At 63.4% G+C, this 16,783-nt stretch carries 16 protein-coding genes; 10 read left to right on the top strand and 6 right to left on the bottom strand.

Annotated features, from left to right (window positions below; translation table 11 throughout):
• Positions 1-80: 80 nt before the first annotated feature.
• The 6 genes from MAFF_RS22255 (at position 81) to MAFF_RS22230 (ending at position 6,044) form a co-directional block, all read left to right on the top strand.
• Positions 81-2,375, top strand: a complete 2,295-nt coding sequence (locus MAFF_RS22255) for a bifunctional salicylyl-CoA 5-hydroxylase/oxidoreductase (protein WP_010913225.1) — start codon at positions 81-83, stop codon at positions 2,373-2,375.
• Positions 2,372-3,145 carry an SDR family NAD(P)-dependent oxidoreductase gene (locus tag MAFF_RS22250; RefSeq protein ID WP_010913224.1) on the top strand — a complete coding sequence of 258 codons (774 nt, stop codon included), beginning with the start codon at positions 2,372-2,374 and terminating at the stop codon, positions 3,143-3,145. The genes MAFF_RS22255 and MAFF_RS22250 overlap by 4 nt, the downstream gene beginning before the upstream one ends.
• Entirely contained in the window at positions 3,139-3,609 is a 471-nt protein-coding gene (locus MAFF_RS22245; RefSeq protein WP_010913223.1) for a MarR family winged helix-turn-helix transcriptional regulator, read from the top strand. Before MAFF_RS22250 ends, MAFF_RS22245 begins: the two co-directional genes overlap by 7 nt.
• Positions 3,606-4,418, top strand: a complete 813-nt coding sequence (locus MAFF_RS22240; RefSeq protein ID WP_044548838.1) for an enoyl-CoA hydratase family protein — start codon at positions 3,606-3,608, stop codon at positions 4,416-4,418. The genes MAFF_RS22245 and MAFF_RS22240 overlap by 4 nt, the downstream gene beginning before the upstream one ends.
• A complete protein-coding gene (locus tag MAFF_RS22235) occupies positions 4,418-5,566 on the top strand; it encodes an acyl-CoA dehydrogenase family protein (RefSeq protein ID WP_010913221.1) in 1,149 nt (382 codons plus the stop codon). The genes MAFF_RS22240 and MAFF_RS22235 overlap by 1 nt, the downstream gene beginning before the upstream one ends.
• A 64-nt stretch (positions 5,567-5,630) precedes the next feature.
• A complete protein-coding gene (locus tag MAFF_RS22230; protein WP_010913220.1) occupies positions 5,631-6,044 on the top strand; it encodes a RidA family protein in 414 nt (137 codons plus the stop codon).
• Here the strand turns inward: MAFF_RS22230 and MAFF_RS22225 are convergent.
• On the bottom strand, positions 6,041-7,135 hold the full coding sequence (locus MAFF_RS22225) for an LLM class flavin-dependent oxidoreductase (protein WP_010913219.1): 1,095 nt from the start codon (positions 7,133-7,135) through the stop codon (positions 6,041-6,043). The two genes, MAFF_RS22230 and MAFF_RS22225, sit on opposite strands and share 4 nt — an antisense overlap.
• A 123-nt stretch (positions 7,136-7,258) precedes the next feature.
• Here MAFF_RS22225 and MAFF_RS22220 point away from each other — a divergent pair, with 123 nt between their 5' ends.
• The 4 genes from MAFF_RS22220 (at position 7,259) to MAFF_RS22205 (ending at position 11,349) form a co-directional block, all read left to right on the top strand.
• The gene (locus MAFF_RS22220) at positions 7,259-8,020 is read left to right on the top strand and encodes an HpcH/HpaI aldolase family protein (protein ID WP_080512092.1); all 762 of its coding nucleotides are present in this window, start codon (positions 7,259-7,261) and stop codon (positions 8,018-8,020) included.
• Positions 8,021-8,401: 381 nt separating this feature from the next.
• On the top strand, positions 8,402-9,199 hold the full coding sequence (locus tag MAFF_RS22215) for an ABC transporter substrate-binding protein (protein ID WP_010913216.1): 798 nt from the start codon (positions 8,402-8,404) through the stop codon (positions 9,197-9,199).
• Positions 9,200-9,351: 152 nt separating this feature from the next.
• Positions 9,352-10,026 carry an amino acid ABC transporter permease gene (locus MAFF_RS22210; RefSeq protein WP_010913215.1) on the top strand — a complete coding sequence of 225 codons (675 nt, stop codon included), beginning with the start codon at positions 9,352-9,354 and terminating at the stop codon, positions 10,024-10,026.
• 48 nt (positions 10,027-10,074) lie between these two features.
• Positions 10,075-11,349 (top strand): cysteine desulfurase-like protein, encoded by a 1,275-nt coding sequence (locus tag MAFF_RS22205; RefSeq protein ID WP_010913214.1) that lies wholly within the window; start codon positions 10,075-10,077, stop codon positions 11,347-11,349.
• A 38-nt stretch (positions 11,350-11,387) separates the two neighbouring features.
• On the opposite strand, the gene MAFF_RS22200 is transcribed toward MAFF_RS22205, so the two are convergent.
• Genes MAFF_RS22200 through MAFF_RS22180 form a run of 5 tightly spaced genes read right to left on the bottom strand, consistent with a single transcriptional unit; the run spans position 11,388 to position 16,628 of the window.
• The gene (locus MAFF_RS22200) at positions 11,388-12,218 is read right to left on the bottom strand and encodes a dipeptide ABC transporter ATP-binding protein (protein WP_010913213.1); all 831 of its coding nucleotides are present in this window, start codon (positions 12,216-12,218) and stop codon (positions 11,388-11,390) included.
• On the bottom strand, positions 12,215-13,066 hold the full coding sequence (locus MAFF_RS22195; RefSeq protein ID WP_010913212.1) for an ABC transporter ATP-binding protein: 852 nt from the start codon (positions 13,064-13,066) through the stop codon (positions 12,215-12,217). Before MAFF_RS22195 ends, MAFF_RS22200 begins: the two co-directional genes overlap by 4 nt.
• Positions 13,066-13,977 (bottom strand): ABC transporter permease subunit, encoded by a 912-nt coding sequence (locus MAFF_RS22190; RefSeq protein WP_010913211.1) that lies wholly within the window; start codon positions 13,975-13,977, stop codon positions 13,066-13,068. Before MAFF_RS22190 ends, MAFF_RS22195 begins: the two co-directional genes overlap by 1 nt.
• On the bottom strand, positions 13,977-14,984 hold the full coding sequence (locus MAFF_RS22185) for an ABC transporter permease subunit (RefSeq protein ID WP_010913210.1): 1,008 nt from the start codon (positions 14,982-14,984) through the stop codon (positions 13,977-13,979). Before MAFF_RS22185 ends, MAFF_RS22190 begins: the two co-directional genes overlap by 1 nt.
• Before the next feature lie 45 nt (positions 14,985-15,029).
• Positions 15,030-16,628: an ABC transporter substrate-binding protein gene (locus MAFF_RS22180; protein WP_010913209.1), complete on the bottom strand. Its 1,599-nt coding sequence runs from the start codon at positions 16,626-16,628 to the stop codon at positions 15,030-15,032.
• Positions 16,629-16,783: the final 155 nt, after the last annotated feature.

Genomic DNA, 16,783 nt, shown 5'->3' with positions numbered 1-16,783 from the left:
CGACATAAAACTTTAAGCTTGAAATATTTTGCCGCCGGCGCGATACTCGCAAGGCAGCAAGCGAAGAGGAGATCGCACAGATGAAGGTTGCGGTTCTCGGCGGCGGTCCAGCCGGCCTCTACTTTGCCATATCGATGAAGCTCAGGGACGCCACGCACGATGTGACGGTGTTCGAGCGCAACCGCGCCGACGACACGTTCGGCTGGGGCGTGGTGCTGTCGGCCGAAACGCTCGAGAACCTCGCTGAGAATGATCCGGTCAGCGCCGTCTGGATCAAGAAGCATTTTGCCTATTGGGACGACATTGCCGTCATCCATGACGGCGTTCGCACGGTCTCGTCAGGCCATGGTTTTTGCGGCATCGGCCGCAAGCGGCTGCTGATCCTCTTGCAGCGCCGCGCCCGCGAGCTCGGCGTCAAGCTGATGTTCGAGACCGATATCGCCGATCCCAAGCCTTACATGGAGACTCATGACCTGGTCGTCGCCGCCGACGGGCTGAATTCCAGGGCGCGCAACACCTTCGTCGACATCTTCAAGCCCGACATCGACACCCGCAAATGCAAATTCGTCTGGCTCGGCACCAACCAGAAATTCGACGACGCCTTCACCTTCATCTTCGAGAAGACCGAGCATGGCTGGGTGTGGGCGCACGCCTACCAGTTCGACAGCGAGACAGCGACCTTCATCGTCGAATGCAGCGAACAGACCTGGGCTGCCTTCGGCTTCGGCGCGATGACGCAGCAGGAATCGATCGCGGTGTGCGAGCGCATTTTCGCCAAGCATCTCGGCGGCCATGCGCTGATGACCAATGCCAACCACATCAGGGGTTCGGCCTGGATCAATTTCCCGCGCGTACTGTGCGAACGCTGGTCGTACAAGAACCTGGCGCTGATGGGCGACGCGGCAGCGTCGGCGCATTTCTCGATCGGCTCCGGCACCAAGCTCGCTTTGGAAAGCGCGGTGGCGCTGGCCGAGTATGTCGAGACGGAACCGGGCCTCGACGCCGCCTTCCGCAAATATGAGGACGCGCGGCGTACCGAGGTGCTGAAGCTGCAATCGGCGGCGCGCAATTCGCTGGAATGGTTCGAGGAGGTCGAACGCTATCTCGGTCTTGATCCGGTGCAGTTCAACTATTCGCTGCTGACCCGTTCGCAGCGCATCAGCCACGAGAATTTGCGGCTGCGCGACGCCCAATGGCTGGGCGGCGCCGAAGAATGGTTCCAGCGCCAGGCCGGTGCCGGCGGCAACAGGCTGCGCCGGGCGCCGATGTTCGCGCCGTTCAAGCTGCGCGACATGAAGCTGCAAAACCGCGTCGTCGTTTCGCCGATGGCGCAGTACAAGGCCGTCGACGGCTGCCCGACCGACTGGCATTTCACCCACTATGCCGAGCGCGCCAAGGGCGGCGCGGGGCTCATCTATATCGAGATGACCTGCGTCAGCCCGGAAGGCCGTATCACGCCCGGCTGTCCGGGCTTCTACGCGCCTGAGCACGAGGTGGCGTGGAAGCGGCTTGTCGATTTCGTCCATTCCGAGACCGAGGCCAAGATTTGCGCCCAGATCGGCCATTCCGGTGCCAAGGGCTCGACCCGGCTCGGCTGGGAAGGCACCGACGTGCCGCTCGCCTCGGGCAATTGGCCTGTCATGGCGGCATCGGCTGTCGCATGGTCGCCTGAGAACCAGGTGCCGAAGGCGATGGACCGCGCCGACATGGATCTGGTGCGCAACCAGTTCGTGGTCTCGGCCGAGATGGCTGAACGTTGCGGCTTCGACATGCTGGAGATCCATGCCGCGCATGGCTATCTCCTGTCGTCCTTCATCACGCCTGTCACCAACCGGCGCACGGATGAATATGGCGGCTCACTGGAAAACCGCATGCGCTATCCCCTCGAGATCTTCCACGCGGTGCGCGCCGCCTGGCCGGCGGAGAAGCCGATCTCGATGCGCATTTCGGCCAATGACTGGGTCGGCATCGAAGGCGTCACGCCCGCCGACGCGGTCGAGATCGCGCGGCTGCTGCACGAAGCCGGCGTCGACATCTGCGACGTCTCGGCCGGGCAGACATCGGTGTCCGCGAAGCCGATCTATGGCCGTATGTTCCAAACACCGTTTTCCGACCGCATCCGCAACGAGGTCGGCATGGCGACGATGGCGGTCGGCAATATCTATGAGCCGGACCATGTCAATTCGATCCTGATGGCCGGCCGCGCCGACCTGGTGGCGCTGGCGCGGCCGCATCTGGCCGATCCCTACTGGACGCTGCATGCGGCGGTGACGCTCGGCGACCGCGGCGTCAAATGGCCGGATCCCTATTTGCCTGGCCGCGACCAGATCTACCGGTTGGCCGAGCGCGATGCTGCCGCGGGGCTGAAAGTATGACGGCGGTACCAGCGATCTCCGGCAAGCATGCGCTGGTCACTGGCGGTGGCTCCGGCGTCGGCCGGGCCATCGCACTTGCGTTGGCCGGTGCCGGCATCGACGTGACCATCTGCGGCCGGCGCGACGCCGAGCTTGCCAAAGTGGCCGGCGAAAGCGACCGTATCTTCGGCATCGCCGCCGATGTCACCGATGAGGCGTCCATGGCCTCGCTCTATCAGGCGGCGGAAGCCGCGCGCGGGGCCTTCGACATCGTCATTGCCAATGCCGGCATGGCCGGCAGCACGCCGGCGCACAAGACCACGCTCGCCGACTGGCAGAAGACGCTCGACGTCAATTTGACCGGCGCCTTCCTGACGGTGAAGCCGGCGCTGGCCGGGATGGCCGTGCGCAAGGCAGGCCGGATCGTATTCGTCGCCTCCACCGCCGGATTGAAGGGCTACGCCTATGTCGCGCCCTACGTTGCGGCCAAGCACGGCGTCGTCGGGTTGATGCGAGCGCTGGCGGCGGAAACCGCGAAATCCGGCGTCACCGTCAACGCGGTGTGCCCGGGTTTCGTCGAGACCGACATGCTGGAAGAATCCATCCAGCGCATCATCGAAAAGACCGGCCGCTCTGCCGGCGAGGCGCGGGCGAGCCTTGTCTCGACCAATCCGCAAGGCCGCTTCATTCAGCCGCAGGAAGTCGCCGCCGCCGTGCTGTGGCTGTGTGGCGATGCGGCGTCATCGATCACCGGACAGGCAATTTCCATCTCAGGAGGCGAAACATGGTAGCCGGCCCCCTGCCCGCACCGTCGGGACCCGGCAAGGACCGTCTGCGTCTGTGGATCAGGCTGCTGCGCGCCTCGCGCACGATCGAGGCCGAGTTGCGCGAGCGCCTGAAGAAGGAATTCGACACGACGCTGCCGCGTTTCGACGTGATGGCCGCGCTGTACCGCGTGCCGGAAGGCATGCTGATGAGCGACCTGTCGCGCTTCCTGCTGGTCTCCAACGGCAATGTCACCGGCATTGTCGACCGGCTGGTTTCCGAAGGGCTGGTCGCTCGCGCCCGCCGCAATGGCGACCGCCGCACCTCGATGGTGCGGCTGACCGAGGAAGGCACCAAATCCTTTGCCACCATCGCTGCCGCGCATGAGGGCTGGATCGGCGAATTGCTGGGCAAGGTCAGCGAGGAGGATGCCCGCCGCCTGACCGGCATGCTGACCTCGTTCCGCAGCAACTGGGAGGGACGCGAATGACCGGGATGGCCGGGCTGAAGCCGAAGCATTTCCTGTGGGAGGTCGAGGGCAGGATCGCCAAGGTCCGGCTCGACCGGCCCGAGCGCAAGAACCCGCTGACCTTCGACAGCTATGCCGAGTTGCGCGATACGTTCCGCGACCTCGTCTATGCCGACGATATCGACGCCGTGGTGTTCCTCTCCAATGGCGGCAATTTCTGCTCCGGCGGCGATGTCCACGACATTATCGGTCCGCTGGTCAAGATGGACATGAAGCAGCTTCTCGCCTTCACTCGCATGACCGGCGATTTCGTCAAGGCGATGCTGAATTGCGGCAAGCCGATCATCGCCGCCGTCGACGGCGTGGCGGTCGGTGCCGGCGCCATCATCGCCATGAGCTCGGACATCCGCATCGCCACGCCGGAGGCCAAGACCGCGTTTCTGTTCACCCGCGTCGGCCTTGCCGGCTGCGACATGGGCGCCTGTGCGATCCTGCCGCGCATCATCGGCCAGGGCCGCGCCGCCGAACTGCTCTATACCGGCCGCACCATGACGGCAGCGGAAGGCGAGCGCTGGGGGTTTTACAACAGGCTGGTCGACGCGGCCTCCCTCGAGGCGGATGCACTCGACATGGCAGCGCGCATCGTCTCAGGCCCGACCTTCGCCCACGGCATCACCAAGACGCAGCTCAACCAGGAATGGTCGATGGGCCTCGACCAGGCGATCGAGGCGGAAGCCCAGGCGCAAGCGATCTGCATGCAGACGCGCGATTTCGAGCGCGCCTACAAGGCATTCGTGGCCAAGGAAAAGCCGGTGTTCGAGGGGAACTGATGGCTGACAAGAGTTTCCTTAACTGGCCGTTCTTCGAGAACCGTCATCGCGAACTGGCCGAAGTCCTGGAAGCGTGGTGCTCGAAGAGCCTCCCCGTCGATCATCACGACGTCGACGCCGCATGCCGCGAGCTGGTGCAAAAACTTGGCCGCGACGGGTGGCTGAAACCGACAGCTGTCGACACCGTGAATCCCGGACCGCTCGACGTGCGGACACTATGCATCACGCGCGAGACGCTCTCCCGCCATGACGGGCTCGCCGATTTCGCCTTTGCCATGCAGGGGCTGGGCACAGGTGCGCTCAGCCTGTTCGGCACGCCGGACCAGCAGCAATGGCTGGCAAGGACACGCGCCGGCAAGGCGATCTCCGCCTTCGCTTTGTCGGAGCCGCGCTCTGGCTCGGATGTCGCCAACACCGAGATGACGGCGACCCGCGACGGCGACAGCTATGTGCTCACCGGCGAGAAGACCTGGATCTCCAATGGCGGCATCGCCGATCTCTACATCGTCTTTGCCCGCACCGGCGAAGCGCCGGGCGCCAAGGGGCTTTCCGCCTTTATCGTACCGGGTGACGTCAAGGGCCTCGGCATTGCCGAACGCCTCGAAGTGATCGCGCCGCATCCGCTGGCGCGGCTGTCCTTCGATCAGGTCCGCCTGCCGACCTCGGCGCTGATCGGCAAGCCCGGCGATGGCTTTCGCATCGCCATGTCGGTGCTCGACGTGTTCCGCTCGACCGTCGGCGCTGCGGCGCTCGGCTTTGCCCGCCGGGCGCTCGATGAAAGCATCAAACGAGTGGCCGAACGCAAACTGTTCGGCGCTCCGATGGCGGAGTTGCAGATGGTGCAGGGCCACATCGCCGACATGGCCCTCGACATCGACGCGGCGGCACTTCTGGTCTATCGCGCCGCCTGGACCAAGGATATGGGCGCGGCGCGGGTAACGCGCGAGGCGGCGATGGCCAAACTGTTCGCCACCGACAAGGCGCAGGACGTGATCGACAAGGCGGTGCAGCTGCATGGCGGCGACGGCGTCCGCAAAGGCCACATTGTCGAAAGCCTGTATCGCGAAATCCGCGCGCTGCGCATCTATGAGGGTGCCTCCGACGTGCAGAAAGTGGTCATCGCGCGGCAAGTGATGGGCGCGGCCTAACGGTGGGAAATTGAAGAGTATTCGATTTTGAGACTTGGTTTTCAGAAATACCGGGAGGCTTCAAATGCATGAGATTCTGCAGCCGGAAGGCTGGGCCAAACCGGTCGGCTACGCCAATGGCGTAGCGGCGCGTGGACGACTCATCTTTGTCGGTGGACAGGTCGGCTGGAACGGGCAGTGCCAGTTCGAAACCGACGACTTTGTCGGCCAGGTGCGGCAGACGCTGCAAAATATCGTCGCGGTGCTGGCCGAGGCCGGTGCCGAGCCTCGGCACATCACCTCGATGACCTGGTATTTCACCGACAAGGCCGAGTATCTCGCCAATCTCAGGGGCATCGGCGAAGCCTATCGCGAGGTGATCGGCCGGCATTTCCCGGCGATGGCCGCCATGCAGGTGATGGCGCTTGTCGAGGACCGCGCCAAGGTGGAGATCCAGGCCACCGCTGTGATACCCGACGCACTCGGTCGTCCGGACTAAGTCACCCGCAGGCCCGCCTTCCTCAAAATCGGCAGCACGTGGTCGCAGAAATAGGGCAGTTCCTGCGTGTAGTTGACGAAGGAGAGCGCGATGCCCTGATAGCCGTGCCCGGCAATGGCGGCCATGTCGGCGGCGATCGTTTCCGGCGTTCCGATCAAGGGATAGGTGCCGGCGCCGCCGGCGAAGCGTTGGCGGTAGCGGTCATAGGCGTGCGGGTCGTGCGACTGCGAGAATTCCTTCTTGCCGGCCATGTGGGCGTCAACCGCGTCATGGTCGGCCAGATCGACGGCATAGCACCTATAATAGGCCTGCGCCTCTTCCATGGTCGGGCGGCAGACGACATGCGCCACGGTGTAGACGCCGACATCGCGGCCGACCTTGTCGGCGCGCTCGCCGATGTCGGCGACATGCTTGCCGGCATCGCCCATTTCCGAAAAGGTCGTAAACAGATAATCGCACCGGGCGGCGGCGAAGTCGCGGCCCGGCCCGCCGAAAGCGGCATTCATCGTCACCGGGCGCGGAAGCTGCAGACTGGCCGGGCGGCTCACCGCTTCCTTCAGCTGATAGTAGCTGCCCTCATAGTCGAGCGGCTCGGCCGACGCGTAGAGCTTCTCAAGAATCTCGATCCACTCGGCGGCCTGGTCGTAACCCTTCTCGACCAGCGGCGTGCCGAACATGCCGAATTCCTTCGGGTTCCAGCCGCAGACGATGTTGAGGCCGGCGCGGCCTTGGCTGATGTGGTCGACCGTTGCAAGCGCCTTGGCGGCGTAGAGCGGATGCACCAACGGCACGTGCACGGTCATGAACAGGCCGATCTGTTCGGTGGCCACAGCCAGAGCCGCCGCCCATGTGAAGGTCTCGAACGACCATTCGCGCACCTTGTTGCGGCCGCCAAAGCCGCGCCAGCGGGCGATGGGCAGCATGAACTCCAGCCCGGCACGGTCGGCGATTTGCGCCGCCGTCAGATTGTCCTGCCAGCTTGCCGTCCAGCGTTCCGGCACATCGGTGATGGCAAGCCCGCCATCGGCGTTGGCCGAGAAGACGCCGAGCTTCAGTTTGTTCGGGCCGTGCAGGGGATGCGCTTTGATCATCTCGGGAACTCGCGGCGGGAGGCCACACGCTAGGCCCGCGGCAAAATATTTCAAGCCTGAAATAGCTTCGCCTCGCCGCCGTTTGCGGATATGAGTTTGGACCAGACGACAAAGGGGATCGGCATGAGCGAATTCCGCCAGAAATGCATCGGCAAGGCAAACCTCGTCGGTTCGTTTGCCGCCATTCCCCATCCCGTCGCGGTCGAAGTGATGGCGCTGTCGGGCCTCGACTTCCTCTGCGTGGACTGGGAGCATGCGCAGATCTCGCGCGACATGATCGAGAGCATGGTGCGCGCGGCCGACGTCCACCGCGTGCCAGCGATGGTGCGCGTTCCCGGCCATGCGCCGGAAGCCATCCAGGCGGCGCTGGACAGCGGCGCGCAAGGGGTGCTGGTGCCGCGCGTCTCGACCGCCGCGCAGGCGGCGATGGTCGTCAAAGCCTCACGCTATCCGCCGCTGGGCGAGCGTGGCGTCGGGCCTGGCCGGGCCGCCGGCTATGGCTATCGCATTCCCGAATATCTTGCCAGCGCCAACGACAGAACCGTCGTCGGGGTGCAGGTCGAGACAGCGGAGGGGCTCGCCAACATCGAAGCGATCGCGGCCGTCGGCGGCGTCGACGTGATCTTCGTCGGCCCCGGCGACCTTTCCGTGTCGATCGATGCGATCGGATCGCAGGGCGCCGACAAGCTCAATGCGGCGATCCGGACGATCATTGCTGCCACGAGCGCACATGGAAAGACATCCGGCATATTTTGCGCCAGCCCACAGGCTGTCGGCCGATGGGCAGCCTTCGGCGCGAGTTTCTTCGTGCTGGCCAGCGACACGATGTTTCTGGGCGCCGGCGCCGCGGCCAACGCTGCTGCCGCACGCGACGAATTGGCATAGACCGGCGCGGCCAGACAAAAAGGCGTATCGCCGGAGCAACACGCGCGCCAAGCTTTTTAAGCTTAAAACTTTCGCCTTGAAAAGCGTCCCACTTTGGATAAGCATTCAAGATCGATGACGACGGCCGTGCCGCAGGGGTTGCCGGCCAGTCCATCGTGGTGCTTCGGGGGGTTCAGTCCTTGTCGTTCATGCTGCCCCAGTCATCATCCAGCGCGCGCTCTGCTTTCGACGGCGTGCGCGGCCGTATCCGTGATCCGCATTCTGAGACCATCGCCAACCAAGCGCAGGTCGCTGCCATGAATTGACGCCCCGCTGGGAGGTGGGGCGGCAAGAAACCGTGCGGGGCGAACCCGCCCGATCAACAACCAGAGGGAACACCAAATGAACCTGACACGTCGCAATCTCATCCTGCTCGCCGCCGCCATCGGCATCGCCGCCGGCCCCGCCACGGCTTACGCCGCCGATGTGCTCAATGTCGGCGCCTACCCGACCAATCCGCCCTTCGAGTACAAGAACGAGAGCGGCATCTTCGAGGGTTTTGAAGTCGACATCGTCAACGAAGCGGCCAAGCGCATCGGCATGACCACGGACATCGCCGATCTCGGCTTCCAGGCGCTGTTCGCGGCCACCACGTCGAAGCGCATCGACGTCGCCATCTCGTCGATCACCATCACGGCCGAACGGCTGAAGTCGCAGTCTTTCACCCAGCCCTATTATGATTCCGACATGGGCATTGCCACCAAGACCGACAGCGCGGTCAACACCGAAGCCGATCTCAAGGGCAAGATCGTCGGCGTGCTGTCCGGCTCGACCGGCGAGAGCTGGGTCAAGGCGCATCAGGAAGCTGACGGCTTCAGCGATGTGAAGGGCTATGACACGCAGCAGAACCTGCTGCTCGACCTCAGCGCCGGCCGCGTCGACGCCGCCGTCAGCGACATTCCGGGCATGGAATACTCCTTCACCAAGATGAAGGATCTGAAGGTCAAGCAGCGCATCAAGACCGGTGAGCAGTACGGGCTGATGATGACCAAGGACCACCCGCTGCTCGGCAAGCTCAACGACGCGCTGACCGCGATGAAGAAGGACGGCACGCTGGCTGCGATCCACAAGAAGTGGTTCGGCAGCGACGCACCGGCCGATTCCTCGACCGTCAAGAAAATGCCGCTGCCGAAGGCGTGAGCGGAGATGCACTGAAATCGTGCCGGCTTTCCAGGCCGGCACGATTCATTTCCTGCTCCGGCGCCGCTGCCGCGCGGACCGTCTCGCCACGGGCGAGGTCGATTGGTTTTTAACTTTGAACACCCTTTGCTCTGGGGTTCGGGAACGCTCCCATGTCGCTGATCGACACCTTCTTCAATCCCGACGTCATCATGTCCAGCCTGCCGGCGTTGCTGCGCGGCTTCCTGAACACGCTGCTGCTTGGCATTCTGAGCATCGGCATCGGCATTCCCATCGGCCTGCTGATCAGCCTGGTGCGGCTCTATGCACCCAAGCCGCTGCGCTGGCTGGCGGTCGGCTACACCGACATTTTCCGCGCGCTGCCGGTGCTGGTGGTGCTGATCCTGATCTACTACGCGCTGCCCTTCCTCGGCATCCGCCTGTCATCCTGGGCGTCCGCCGTGACGGCGTTCGCCTTCATCATGTCGGCCTATTCGGCCGAAGTGTTCCGCTCCGGCATCGAGAGCATTCCGAAAGGCCAGTTCGAGGCGTCGCAGGCGCTTGGCCTGCCGTTCCTTTTGACCTTGCGCAAGGTGGTGCTGCCGCAGGCGATCCGCGTCGTCATCCCGCCGATGACCAGCAATTGCGTCTCGATGTTCAAGGACACCTCGCTCGCCTCGACCGTGGCGCTGCCGGAACTCCTGAAGGAAGCGACCAACGCACAGTCACTTTACGCCAATCCTTCGCCGCTGATCGGTGCCGCACTGGTCTACCTCATCTTCCTCTGGCCGATGGTTCGCCTCGTCAGCCTGCTTGAAGACCGCTTCAAGACCGAGAAAGCGCGCTAACCTCGCCAACCGATCTCCACCCGCCCAATTCTTCGCAGGAGCCTGCCCGTGAACAAGCACCAAACCGACAATGCGAACGCCGCCGCGTTCCCCGTCGACACCATCCGCACCATGTTTCCCGCCTTGCAACGGGCCGGCGATTTCATCTTCATGGATAATGCCGCCGGCGCGCAGATCCCGCAGAGCGTGCTTGACGCGGTGACCAACCATCTGGTTTCGCACAATGTGCAGCGCGGCGGCCGCTATGGCCGCAGCGTCACCGTCGATCAGTCGGTCGCTGATGCCCGGACGAGCGTGGCGCTGCTGATCAATGCCTATAGCCCGGCGGAAATCTGCTTCGGCATGAACGCCACCTCGTTCATCCGCCTGGTCAGCCTCGGGATCGGCCAGATGCTCTCGGAACGCGACGAGATCGTCATCACCGACATGGACCACGACGCCAACATCGCCACCTGGCTGGCGCTGGAAACCGCCGGCGCCAAGTTCAAGTGGTGGCGCATGCGCGAGGACGGCAATCTGCATGTCGACGATCTGCGCCCGCTGGTTTCCGACCGTACCCGCCTCGTCGCCTGCACGGTGACGGCGCATTCGATCGGCTCGATCGTCGATGTCGCATCGGTGGCCGAGATCGCGCATGCGGCCGGCGCGGAAGTGTTCCTCGACTGCGTGCATTACGGGCCGCACGGGCTGATCGACGTGCAGGCCTGGGATTGCGATTATCTCGTCTGCTCCGGCTACAAGAATTTCTCGCCGCATATGGGTTTTCTCTGGGGCCGCTTCGACACGCTGAAGCGGCTGCCGACTTTTCGGGAGGATTTCATCCCCGACGAGCCGCCCTACAAGGTCGAGGCCGGCACCTTCATCTACGAGAATGTCTCGGGCATGGACGCGGCCGTGCAGTATCTGGAACTGATCGGCCGCAATCTGGCCCCCTCCAACAACCGCTCGCGGCGCGAGAACATCGTCGCCGGCATGGGCGCCATCCGCGACTATGAGCTGCTTCTGGCGCGCGAGATGCTTGCCGTGCTGAAAGGTTGCGGCGCGACCATCTACGGCGTCGCCGACGAGGCCCGTCTCAACGAGCGCGTGCCGACCTTCTGCTTCAACATCGGCAGACTGTCACCGCAACGGATCGTCGAGGAAATGGCCGACATGCAGATCGGCATCCGCGACGGCCATATGTACGCGCCGCGGCTGATGAAGCGCCTCAATTTGTCGATGGACAGCGGCGCCATCCGCGCCTCGCTGGTGCACTACAACACGGTCGAGGAAGTGCACAAATTTGGCGAAGCATTGCGCGCGATTATCGCCAGGCTGTCGTGATCGATGAGGGGGTGGCCTGACAGCTGCGACCAGCAGCCTCAGGCCGCCGCCTTCTTCTTCGCCAGCCTCGCCTTGATCGAGGCGACGTCGGCGCGCGGCGTCGCGGCGAACAGCGTCCGGGTGTAGGCGTGCTTGGGGTCTGAAAAGACCTCGTCGCGCGAGCCGTATTCGACCGCTTCGCCGAAATACATCACCATCACGTCGTCGGCGATGTAGCGTACAACGGACAGATCGTGGCTGATGAAGACATAGGTCAACTGGAACTCGTCCTGCAGGTCGGCGAGCAGGTTGAGCACCTGCGCCTGCACCGACAGGTCGAGCGCCGAGACCGGCTCGTCCAGCACCAGCAGGCTGGGGTTCAGCATCAGCGCGCGGGCAATGGCGATGCGCTGGCGCTGGCCGCCCGAGAACATATGCGGGTAGCGGTTGTAGTGCTCGGGTCCGAGGCCGACCTTCTTCAGCATCTTCATGGCGAGGTCGCGCCGTTCCTCGGCCGGCTTGCCGGTGTTGATGAGCAGCGGTTCTCCCAGCACGTCGCCGATCTTCTGGCGCGGATTGAGCGAGCCGTACGGGTTCTGGAAGACGATCTGCACCTTGCGGCGCATCTCCTTGGTCAATCCGCCCCTGGCGATGTCGACCTTGTTGCCGTCGATGAACAGTTCACCCGACGTCGCCGGATCGATCAGCGTGATGATGCGCGCGAGCGTCGACTTGCCGCAGCCCGATTCGCCGACGATGGCCAGCGTCTTGCCCTTCTCGACACTGAAGGAAACGCCCTTCACCGCATGCACGGTGCGCGCGCTGCGGAACAGCCCGCCGCCGACATGGTAGTCGCGCTTGATGTTCTTGCCTTCGACAACAGTGGTCATGCGGCGGCTCCCGAGGGCGCCGGCTCGAACAGCATGTCAGAGACGGTCGGCAAGCGGTCGCCGACGGCATTTTCCGGCAGCGCCGAAAGCAACGCGCGGGTGTAGTTGCTCTTCGGCGATTCAAACAGCGACAGCACGTCGGCCTCTTCCATCTTGCGGCCCTTGTACTGGACGATGACGCGGTCGGCGGTCTCGGCCACCACGCCCATATTGTGGGTGATCATGATCAGGCCCATGCCGTATTTGGCCTGCAGCGAGACCAGGAGATCGAGGATCTGCTTCTGGATGGTGACGTCGAGCGCGGTGGTCGGCTCGTCGGCGATCAAAAGCTTCGGATTGCAGGCAATGGCGATGGCGATCATGACGCGCTGGCACTGGCCGCCCGACATCTGGTGCGGGAACGAGTTCAGCCGTTCCGCCGGCTCGGCAATGCCGACCTGCTTCAACAATTCGATGGCGCGCGCCCGGCGCTGGGCCTTGTCCATGCCCATGTGGAAACGCAGCACCTCCTCGATCTGGAAGCCGACGGTGAAGCACGGATTGAGGCTGGCCATCGGCTCCTGGAAGATCATCGACATGTCCTTGCCGACGATCTTGCGCCGCTCGGCCGGGCTCAGTTTCAGGAGATCGCGGCCATTGAAGCTCATGCGGTCGGCTGTGACCTTGGCGGTCCATGGCAAGAGGCCCATCACCGCCAGCATCGAGACCGACTTGCCGGAGCCGGATTCGCCGACGATCGCCAGCACTTCGCGCTCGTCCACATGCAGCGACACGCCGTCGACGGCGCGGAAGGAACCGGATGCGGTCTGGAATTCGACGACGAGGTTCTGGATGTCGAGCAGCGCCATCATGACCTCCTGAGCTTGGGATCGAGCGCATCGCGCAGGCCGTCGCCGATCAGATTGATGGCAAGCACGGTGATGAGGATGGCGAGACCCGGGAACGTCACCACCCACCAGGCGCGCAGGATGAATTCGCGCGCCGTAGCAAGCATGGTGCCCCATTCCGGCGTCGGCGGCTGGGCGCCGAGGCCGAGGAAGCCGAGGGCTGCCGCTTCGAGGATGGCGTTGGAGAAGGACAAGGTGCCCTGGACAATCAGCGGCCCCAGGCAATTGGGCAGGATGGTGCGAAGCATCAGCCTGAGATGCCCGGCGCCGGCGACCTTTGCCGCCACGACATATTCGCGGCTCTTCTCGGCCATCACCGCGGCGCGCACCAGCCGCGCGAAATGCGGCTGCAGGACAAGCGCGATGGCCAGCATCGCATTGAACAGGCCAGGGCCGAGGATGGTGACCATCACCAGCGCCAGCAACAGCGACGGGAAGGCCAGGATGAGGTCCATGACGCGCATGATCGCCACGTCGACCCAGCCGCGGAAATAGCCGGCCAGCAGGCCGAGCGTGATGCCGCCGGCGAGCGCCAGCGAGACGACGACAGCGCCGATCAGCAGCGAGAAGCGCGCGCCGTAGAGCAGGCGTGAAAGGATGTCGCGCCCAACCGGGTCGGTGCCGAGCAGATATTGCGAGCTGCCGCCTGCCTGCCAGGCCGGAGGCCGCAGGAATGCGGTCTTGTCCTGGACGTCGGGTGCATAGGGAGCCAGCAGTGGCGCAAACAGCGCCGCCAGCACCAAAAGGATGAAGACGAACAGGCCGATAACGGCCCCGCGGTTCACCGAGAAATAATACCAGAAGGTCCTGAGGCCGGTGAGGCGATCCGGGTTGCCGGCGGCCATCGGGGCGATTTCGGTCGACTGGCTCATCACGCCGCCCTTATGCGTGGGTTGATGACTGCATAGAGCACATCGACGATCAAGTTCACGGCCATGACGATAAGGGCAATCAACAGCAGGCCAGACTGCACGACGACATAGTCGCGCTTGGATATGGATTCGACCATCCACCTGCCGATGCCCGGCCACGAGAAGATCGTTTCGGTGAGGATGGCGCCGGCGAGCAGCGTACTAACCTGCAGGCCGATGGTGGTGACCACCGGGATGAGTGCATTGCGCAGAGCATGCACGCCGATGACTCGGGTTGACGAAAGCCCTTTGGCTCGGGCCGTCCGCACGTAGTCCTCGCCCAGCACCTCGAGCATGGCGGAGCGCGTCTGGCGCGCTATCACAGCCAGCGGAATGGTACCGAGCACAATTGTCGGCAGCACCAGATGGCGCAATACCGAGCGAAATGCATCCCATTTGCCGTAGAGTAAGGTGTCGATGGTCATGAAGCCGGTGATCGGCTTGAAGAAGTACTGCAGGTCGATGCGGCCATTGACCGGTGTCCAGCCGAGATAGCCGGAGAAAAAGATGATGAGCAGCAGGCCCCACCAGAAGATCGGCATGGAGTAGCCGACGAGCGCCGTGCCCATCAACGACTGGTCGAACCACGAGCCGCGCTTGACGGCCGCGAAGATGCCGGCCGGAATGCCGAGCACCATGGCGAAAATCATGGCGAAGAATGACAGTTCCAGCGTCGCCGGGAAGAGCGTCTTGAACTCCTCGAGCACCGGGCGCTTGGACGAAATCGAGACGCCGAAATCGCCGGTCACGACCTCACCGACATAGCGTGTGTATTGCTGCCAGATCGGCAGATTGTAGCCGAACTGCTCCTTGAGCTCTTCGTAGCGCGCCGGCGCCACGCCGTGTTCGCCGGCCATGGCAAGGATAGGATCGCCGGGCAGCAGCCTGACGAACGCGAAGGCGCAGATCGTGATGCCGACCAGCGTCGGGATCAAAAGTGCAATTCGGTGGAGGATATATTTTAGCATGATGTAGGGGGGCGGCGCTTCATTGCGCCGCCCCGCTCTATAGTCTTATTCGGCCTTGTCAACGCCGTCGAAGCGGTGAATGCCGAGCGGATCCATCTTGAAACCGCTGACATTGTTGCGCACGACCGCATAGACTTGACTGTGGACCAGCAGGAAGGCGGGCGCTTCCTTGGCGAAGATCACCTGCGCCTGCTCATAGAGCTTGGAGCGCTCGGCCTGGTCGCTGGTCTTCTTGGCCTTCTGAATCAGATCCTCGAAGTCCTTGTCGCACCAGCTCGAGTAGTTCGACACGCCGATGGCCGAGCAGGCGAACAGGGTGGCGAAGAAGTTGTCCGGATCGCCATTGTCGCCGGTCCAGCCGATCTGGAAGGCGCCTGGACGGTCCTTCTTCTTGCCTTCCGAGCGATACTTGGTCCACTCGTAGTTGACGATCTCCGCCTTGACGCCGACCTTGGCCCAGTCGGCCTGGATCAGTTCGGCGGCGCGCTGGAAGTTCGGATTGTAGGGACGAACGCGGTCGGATGCCCAGAGCTGGATTTCCTTCAGCCCGGCAGCCTCAAGTACCTTCTTGGCCGCTTCCGGATTGTAGGCGTCGGTCTTCACATCCTTGTTCCACGACCACATGGTCGGCGGGATCAGGTTTTCAGCGGGCGTGGCGCCTGCATCCTGGAACAGCGACTTGATCAACGCTTGCCGGTCGATCGCCTGGTTGAGCGCATGGCGCACCTCAGGCTTGTCGAGCGGCGGGATGGTGGTGTTATAGCTCATATAGCCGATGTTCAGGCCGGCCTGATCCATCAGGGTCACGTCCTTATTGGCCTTAATGGTGGCGATGTCGGCCGGGTTCGGATAGGGCGCGATGTCGCATTCGCCGGCAAGCACTTTCTGGGTGCGGGCGGTGGCGTCAGGCGTGATGGCGAAGACGAGATCGTCGATCTTCTCCTTGCCCTTGAAGTAGTCTGGGTTGGCCGCATAGCGGATGACCGAATCCAGCTGGTAGTCGACGAACTGGAACGGGCCGGTGCCGATCGGCTTGGTCGAGAAGTCGGCCATCTTGCCGTCCTTCGCCAGCTGGTCGGCATATTCCTTCGACACGATCGAAGCAAAGTCCATGCCGAGGTTAGCCAGCATCGGCGCGTTCGGCTCGGTCAGCGTCAGCTTGACGGTCAGATCGTCGACCTTCTCCCACTTGGCGACATATTTCGGCATGTCCATGCCGGTGTAATAGTCCCAGGTCAGGTTCGGCAGATACTTGTCGCCGTTCCAGGGATTCTGTTTGTTGAACTGGCGATCGAAGGAGAAGACGACGTCATCGGCATTCAGGTCGCGCGTCGGCTTGAAATAGTCGGTGGTCTGGAACTTCACGCCCGGATGCAGGTGGAAAGTATAGACCAGGCCGTCGTCCGAGATGTCCCACTTGTCGGCAAGGCCGGGCTCGACCTCGGTGCCGCCATGCTTGAACTCGACCAGGCGCGAATAGACGGTGCGCGACGAGGCATCGAAGTCGTTGCCGCCGGTCGTGGTACCCGGATCAAAATTGGCAGGCGATGCTTCCGAGCAATAGACGAGCGTCTTTGCATTGGCCATGCCGCCCAGGACGCTTGCGGCCAGCAACGCGGCCGCAAAAGCGAGTTTCTTTTTCATTGAGCACTCCCTGATGTTCTTCCAAGCCCCTCTAGCAGGCTCGCGAAGCGCGCATATAAGCACCGTTTTTCCGGCTTTGGAACACCCCGTTTGCTTACCCCTCGGGAAGCAGGAAAAAAATCCGCCATTTTGCTAAAAGGCAGAAAAAATTAGCA

Source organism: Mesorhizobium japonicum MAFF 303099, from assembly GCF_000009625.1.
GTDB lineage: Bacteria > Pseudomonadota > Alphaproteobacteria > Rhizobiales > Rhizobiaceae > Mesorhizobium > Mesorhizobium japonicum.
The sequence above is the reverse complement of the archived record's forward strand: the minus strand, read 5'-3'. Positions and strand labels throughout refer to the sequence as shown.

Bases quoted from the DNA above. Each gene is read 5' to 3' on its own strand.
- MAFF_RS22200 (WP_010913213.1), bottom strand. From the start codon at position 12,218: ATGACCACTGTTGTCGAAGGCAAGAACATCAAGCGCGACTACCATGTC.
- MAFF_RS22225 (WP_010913219.1), bottom strand. From the start codon at position 7,135: ATGATCAAAGCGCATCCCCTGCACGGCCCGAACAAACTGAAGCTCGGC.
- MAFF_RS22245 (WP_010913223.1), top strand. From the start codon at position 3,139: ATGGTAGCCGGCCCCCTGCCCGCACCGTCGGGACCCGGCAAGGACCGT.
- MAFF_RS22250 (WP_010913224.1), top strand. From the start codon at position 2,372: ATGACGGCGGTACCAGCGATCTCCGGCAAGCATGCGCTGGTCACTGGC.
- MAFF_RS22220 (WP_080512092.1), top strand. From the start codon at position 7,259: ATGAGCGAATTCCGCCAGAAATGCATCGGCAAGGCAAACCTCGTCGGT.
- MAFF_RS22185 (WP_010913210.1), bottom strand. From the start codon at position 14,984: ATGCTAAAATATATCCTCCACCGAATTGCACTTTTGATCCCGACGCTG.
- MAFF_RS22240 (WP_044548838.1), top strand. From the start codon at position 3,606: ATGACCGGGATGGCCGGGCTGAAGCCGAAGCATTTCCTGTGGGAGGTC.
- MAFF_RS22235 (WP_010913221.1), top strand. From the start codon at position 4,418: ATGGCTGACAAGAGTTTCCTTAACTGGCCGTTCTTCGAGAACCGTCAT.
- MAFF_RS22215 (WP_010913216.1), top strand. From the start codon at position 8,402: ATGAACCTGACACGTCGCAATCTCATCCTGCTCGCCGCCGCCATCGGC.
- MAFF_RS22255 (WP_010913225.1), top strand. From the start codon at position 81: ATGAAGGTTGCGGTTCTCGGCGGCGGTCCAGCCGGCCTCTACTTTGCC.
- MAFF_RS22210 (WP_010913215.1), top strand. From the start codon at position 9,352: ATGTCGCTGATCGACACCTTCTTCAATCCCGACGTCATCATGTCCAGC.
- MAFF_RS22180 (WP_010913209.1), bottom strand. From the start codon at position 16,628: ATGAAAAAGAAACTCGCTTTTGCGGCCGCGTTGCTGGCCGCAAGCGTC.
- MAFF_RS22230 (WP_010913220.1), top strand. From the start codon at position 5,631: ATGCATGAGATTCTGCAGCCGGAAGGCTGGGCCAAACCGGTCGGCTAC.
- MAFF_RS22190 (WP_010913211.1), bottom strand. From the start codon at position 13,977: ATGAGCCAGTCGACCGAAATCGCCCCGATGGCCGCCGGCAACCCGGAT.
- MAFF_RS22195 (WP_010913212.1), bottom strand. From the start codon at position 13,066: ATGGCGCTGCTCGACATCCAGAACCTCGTCGTCGAATTCCAGACCGCA.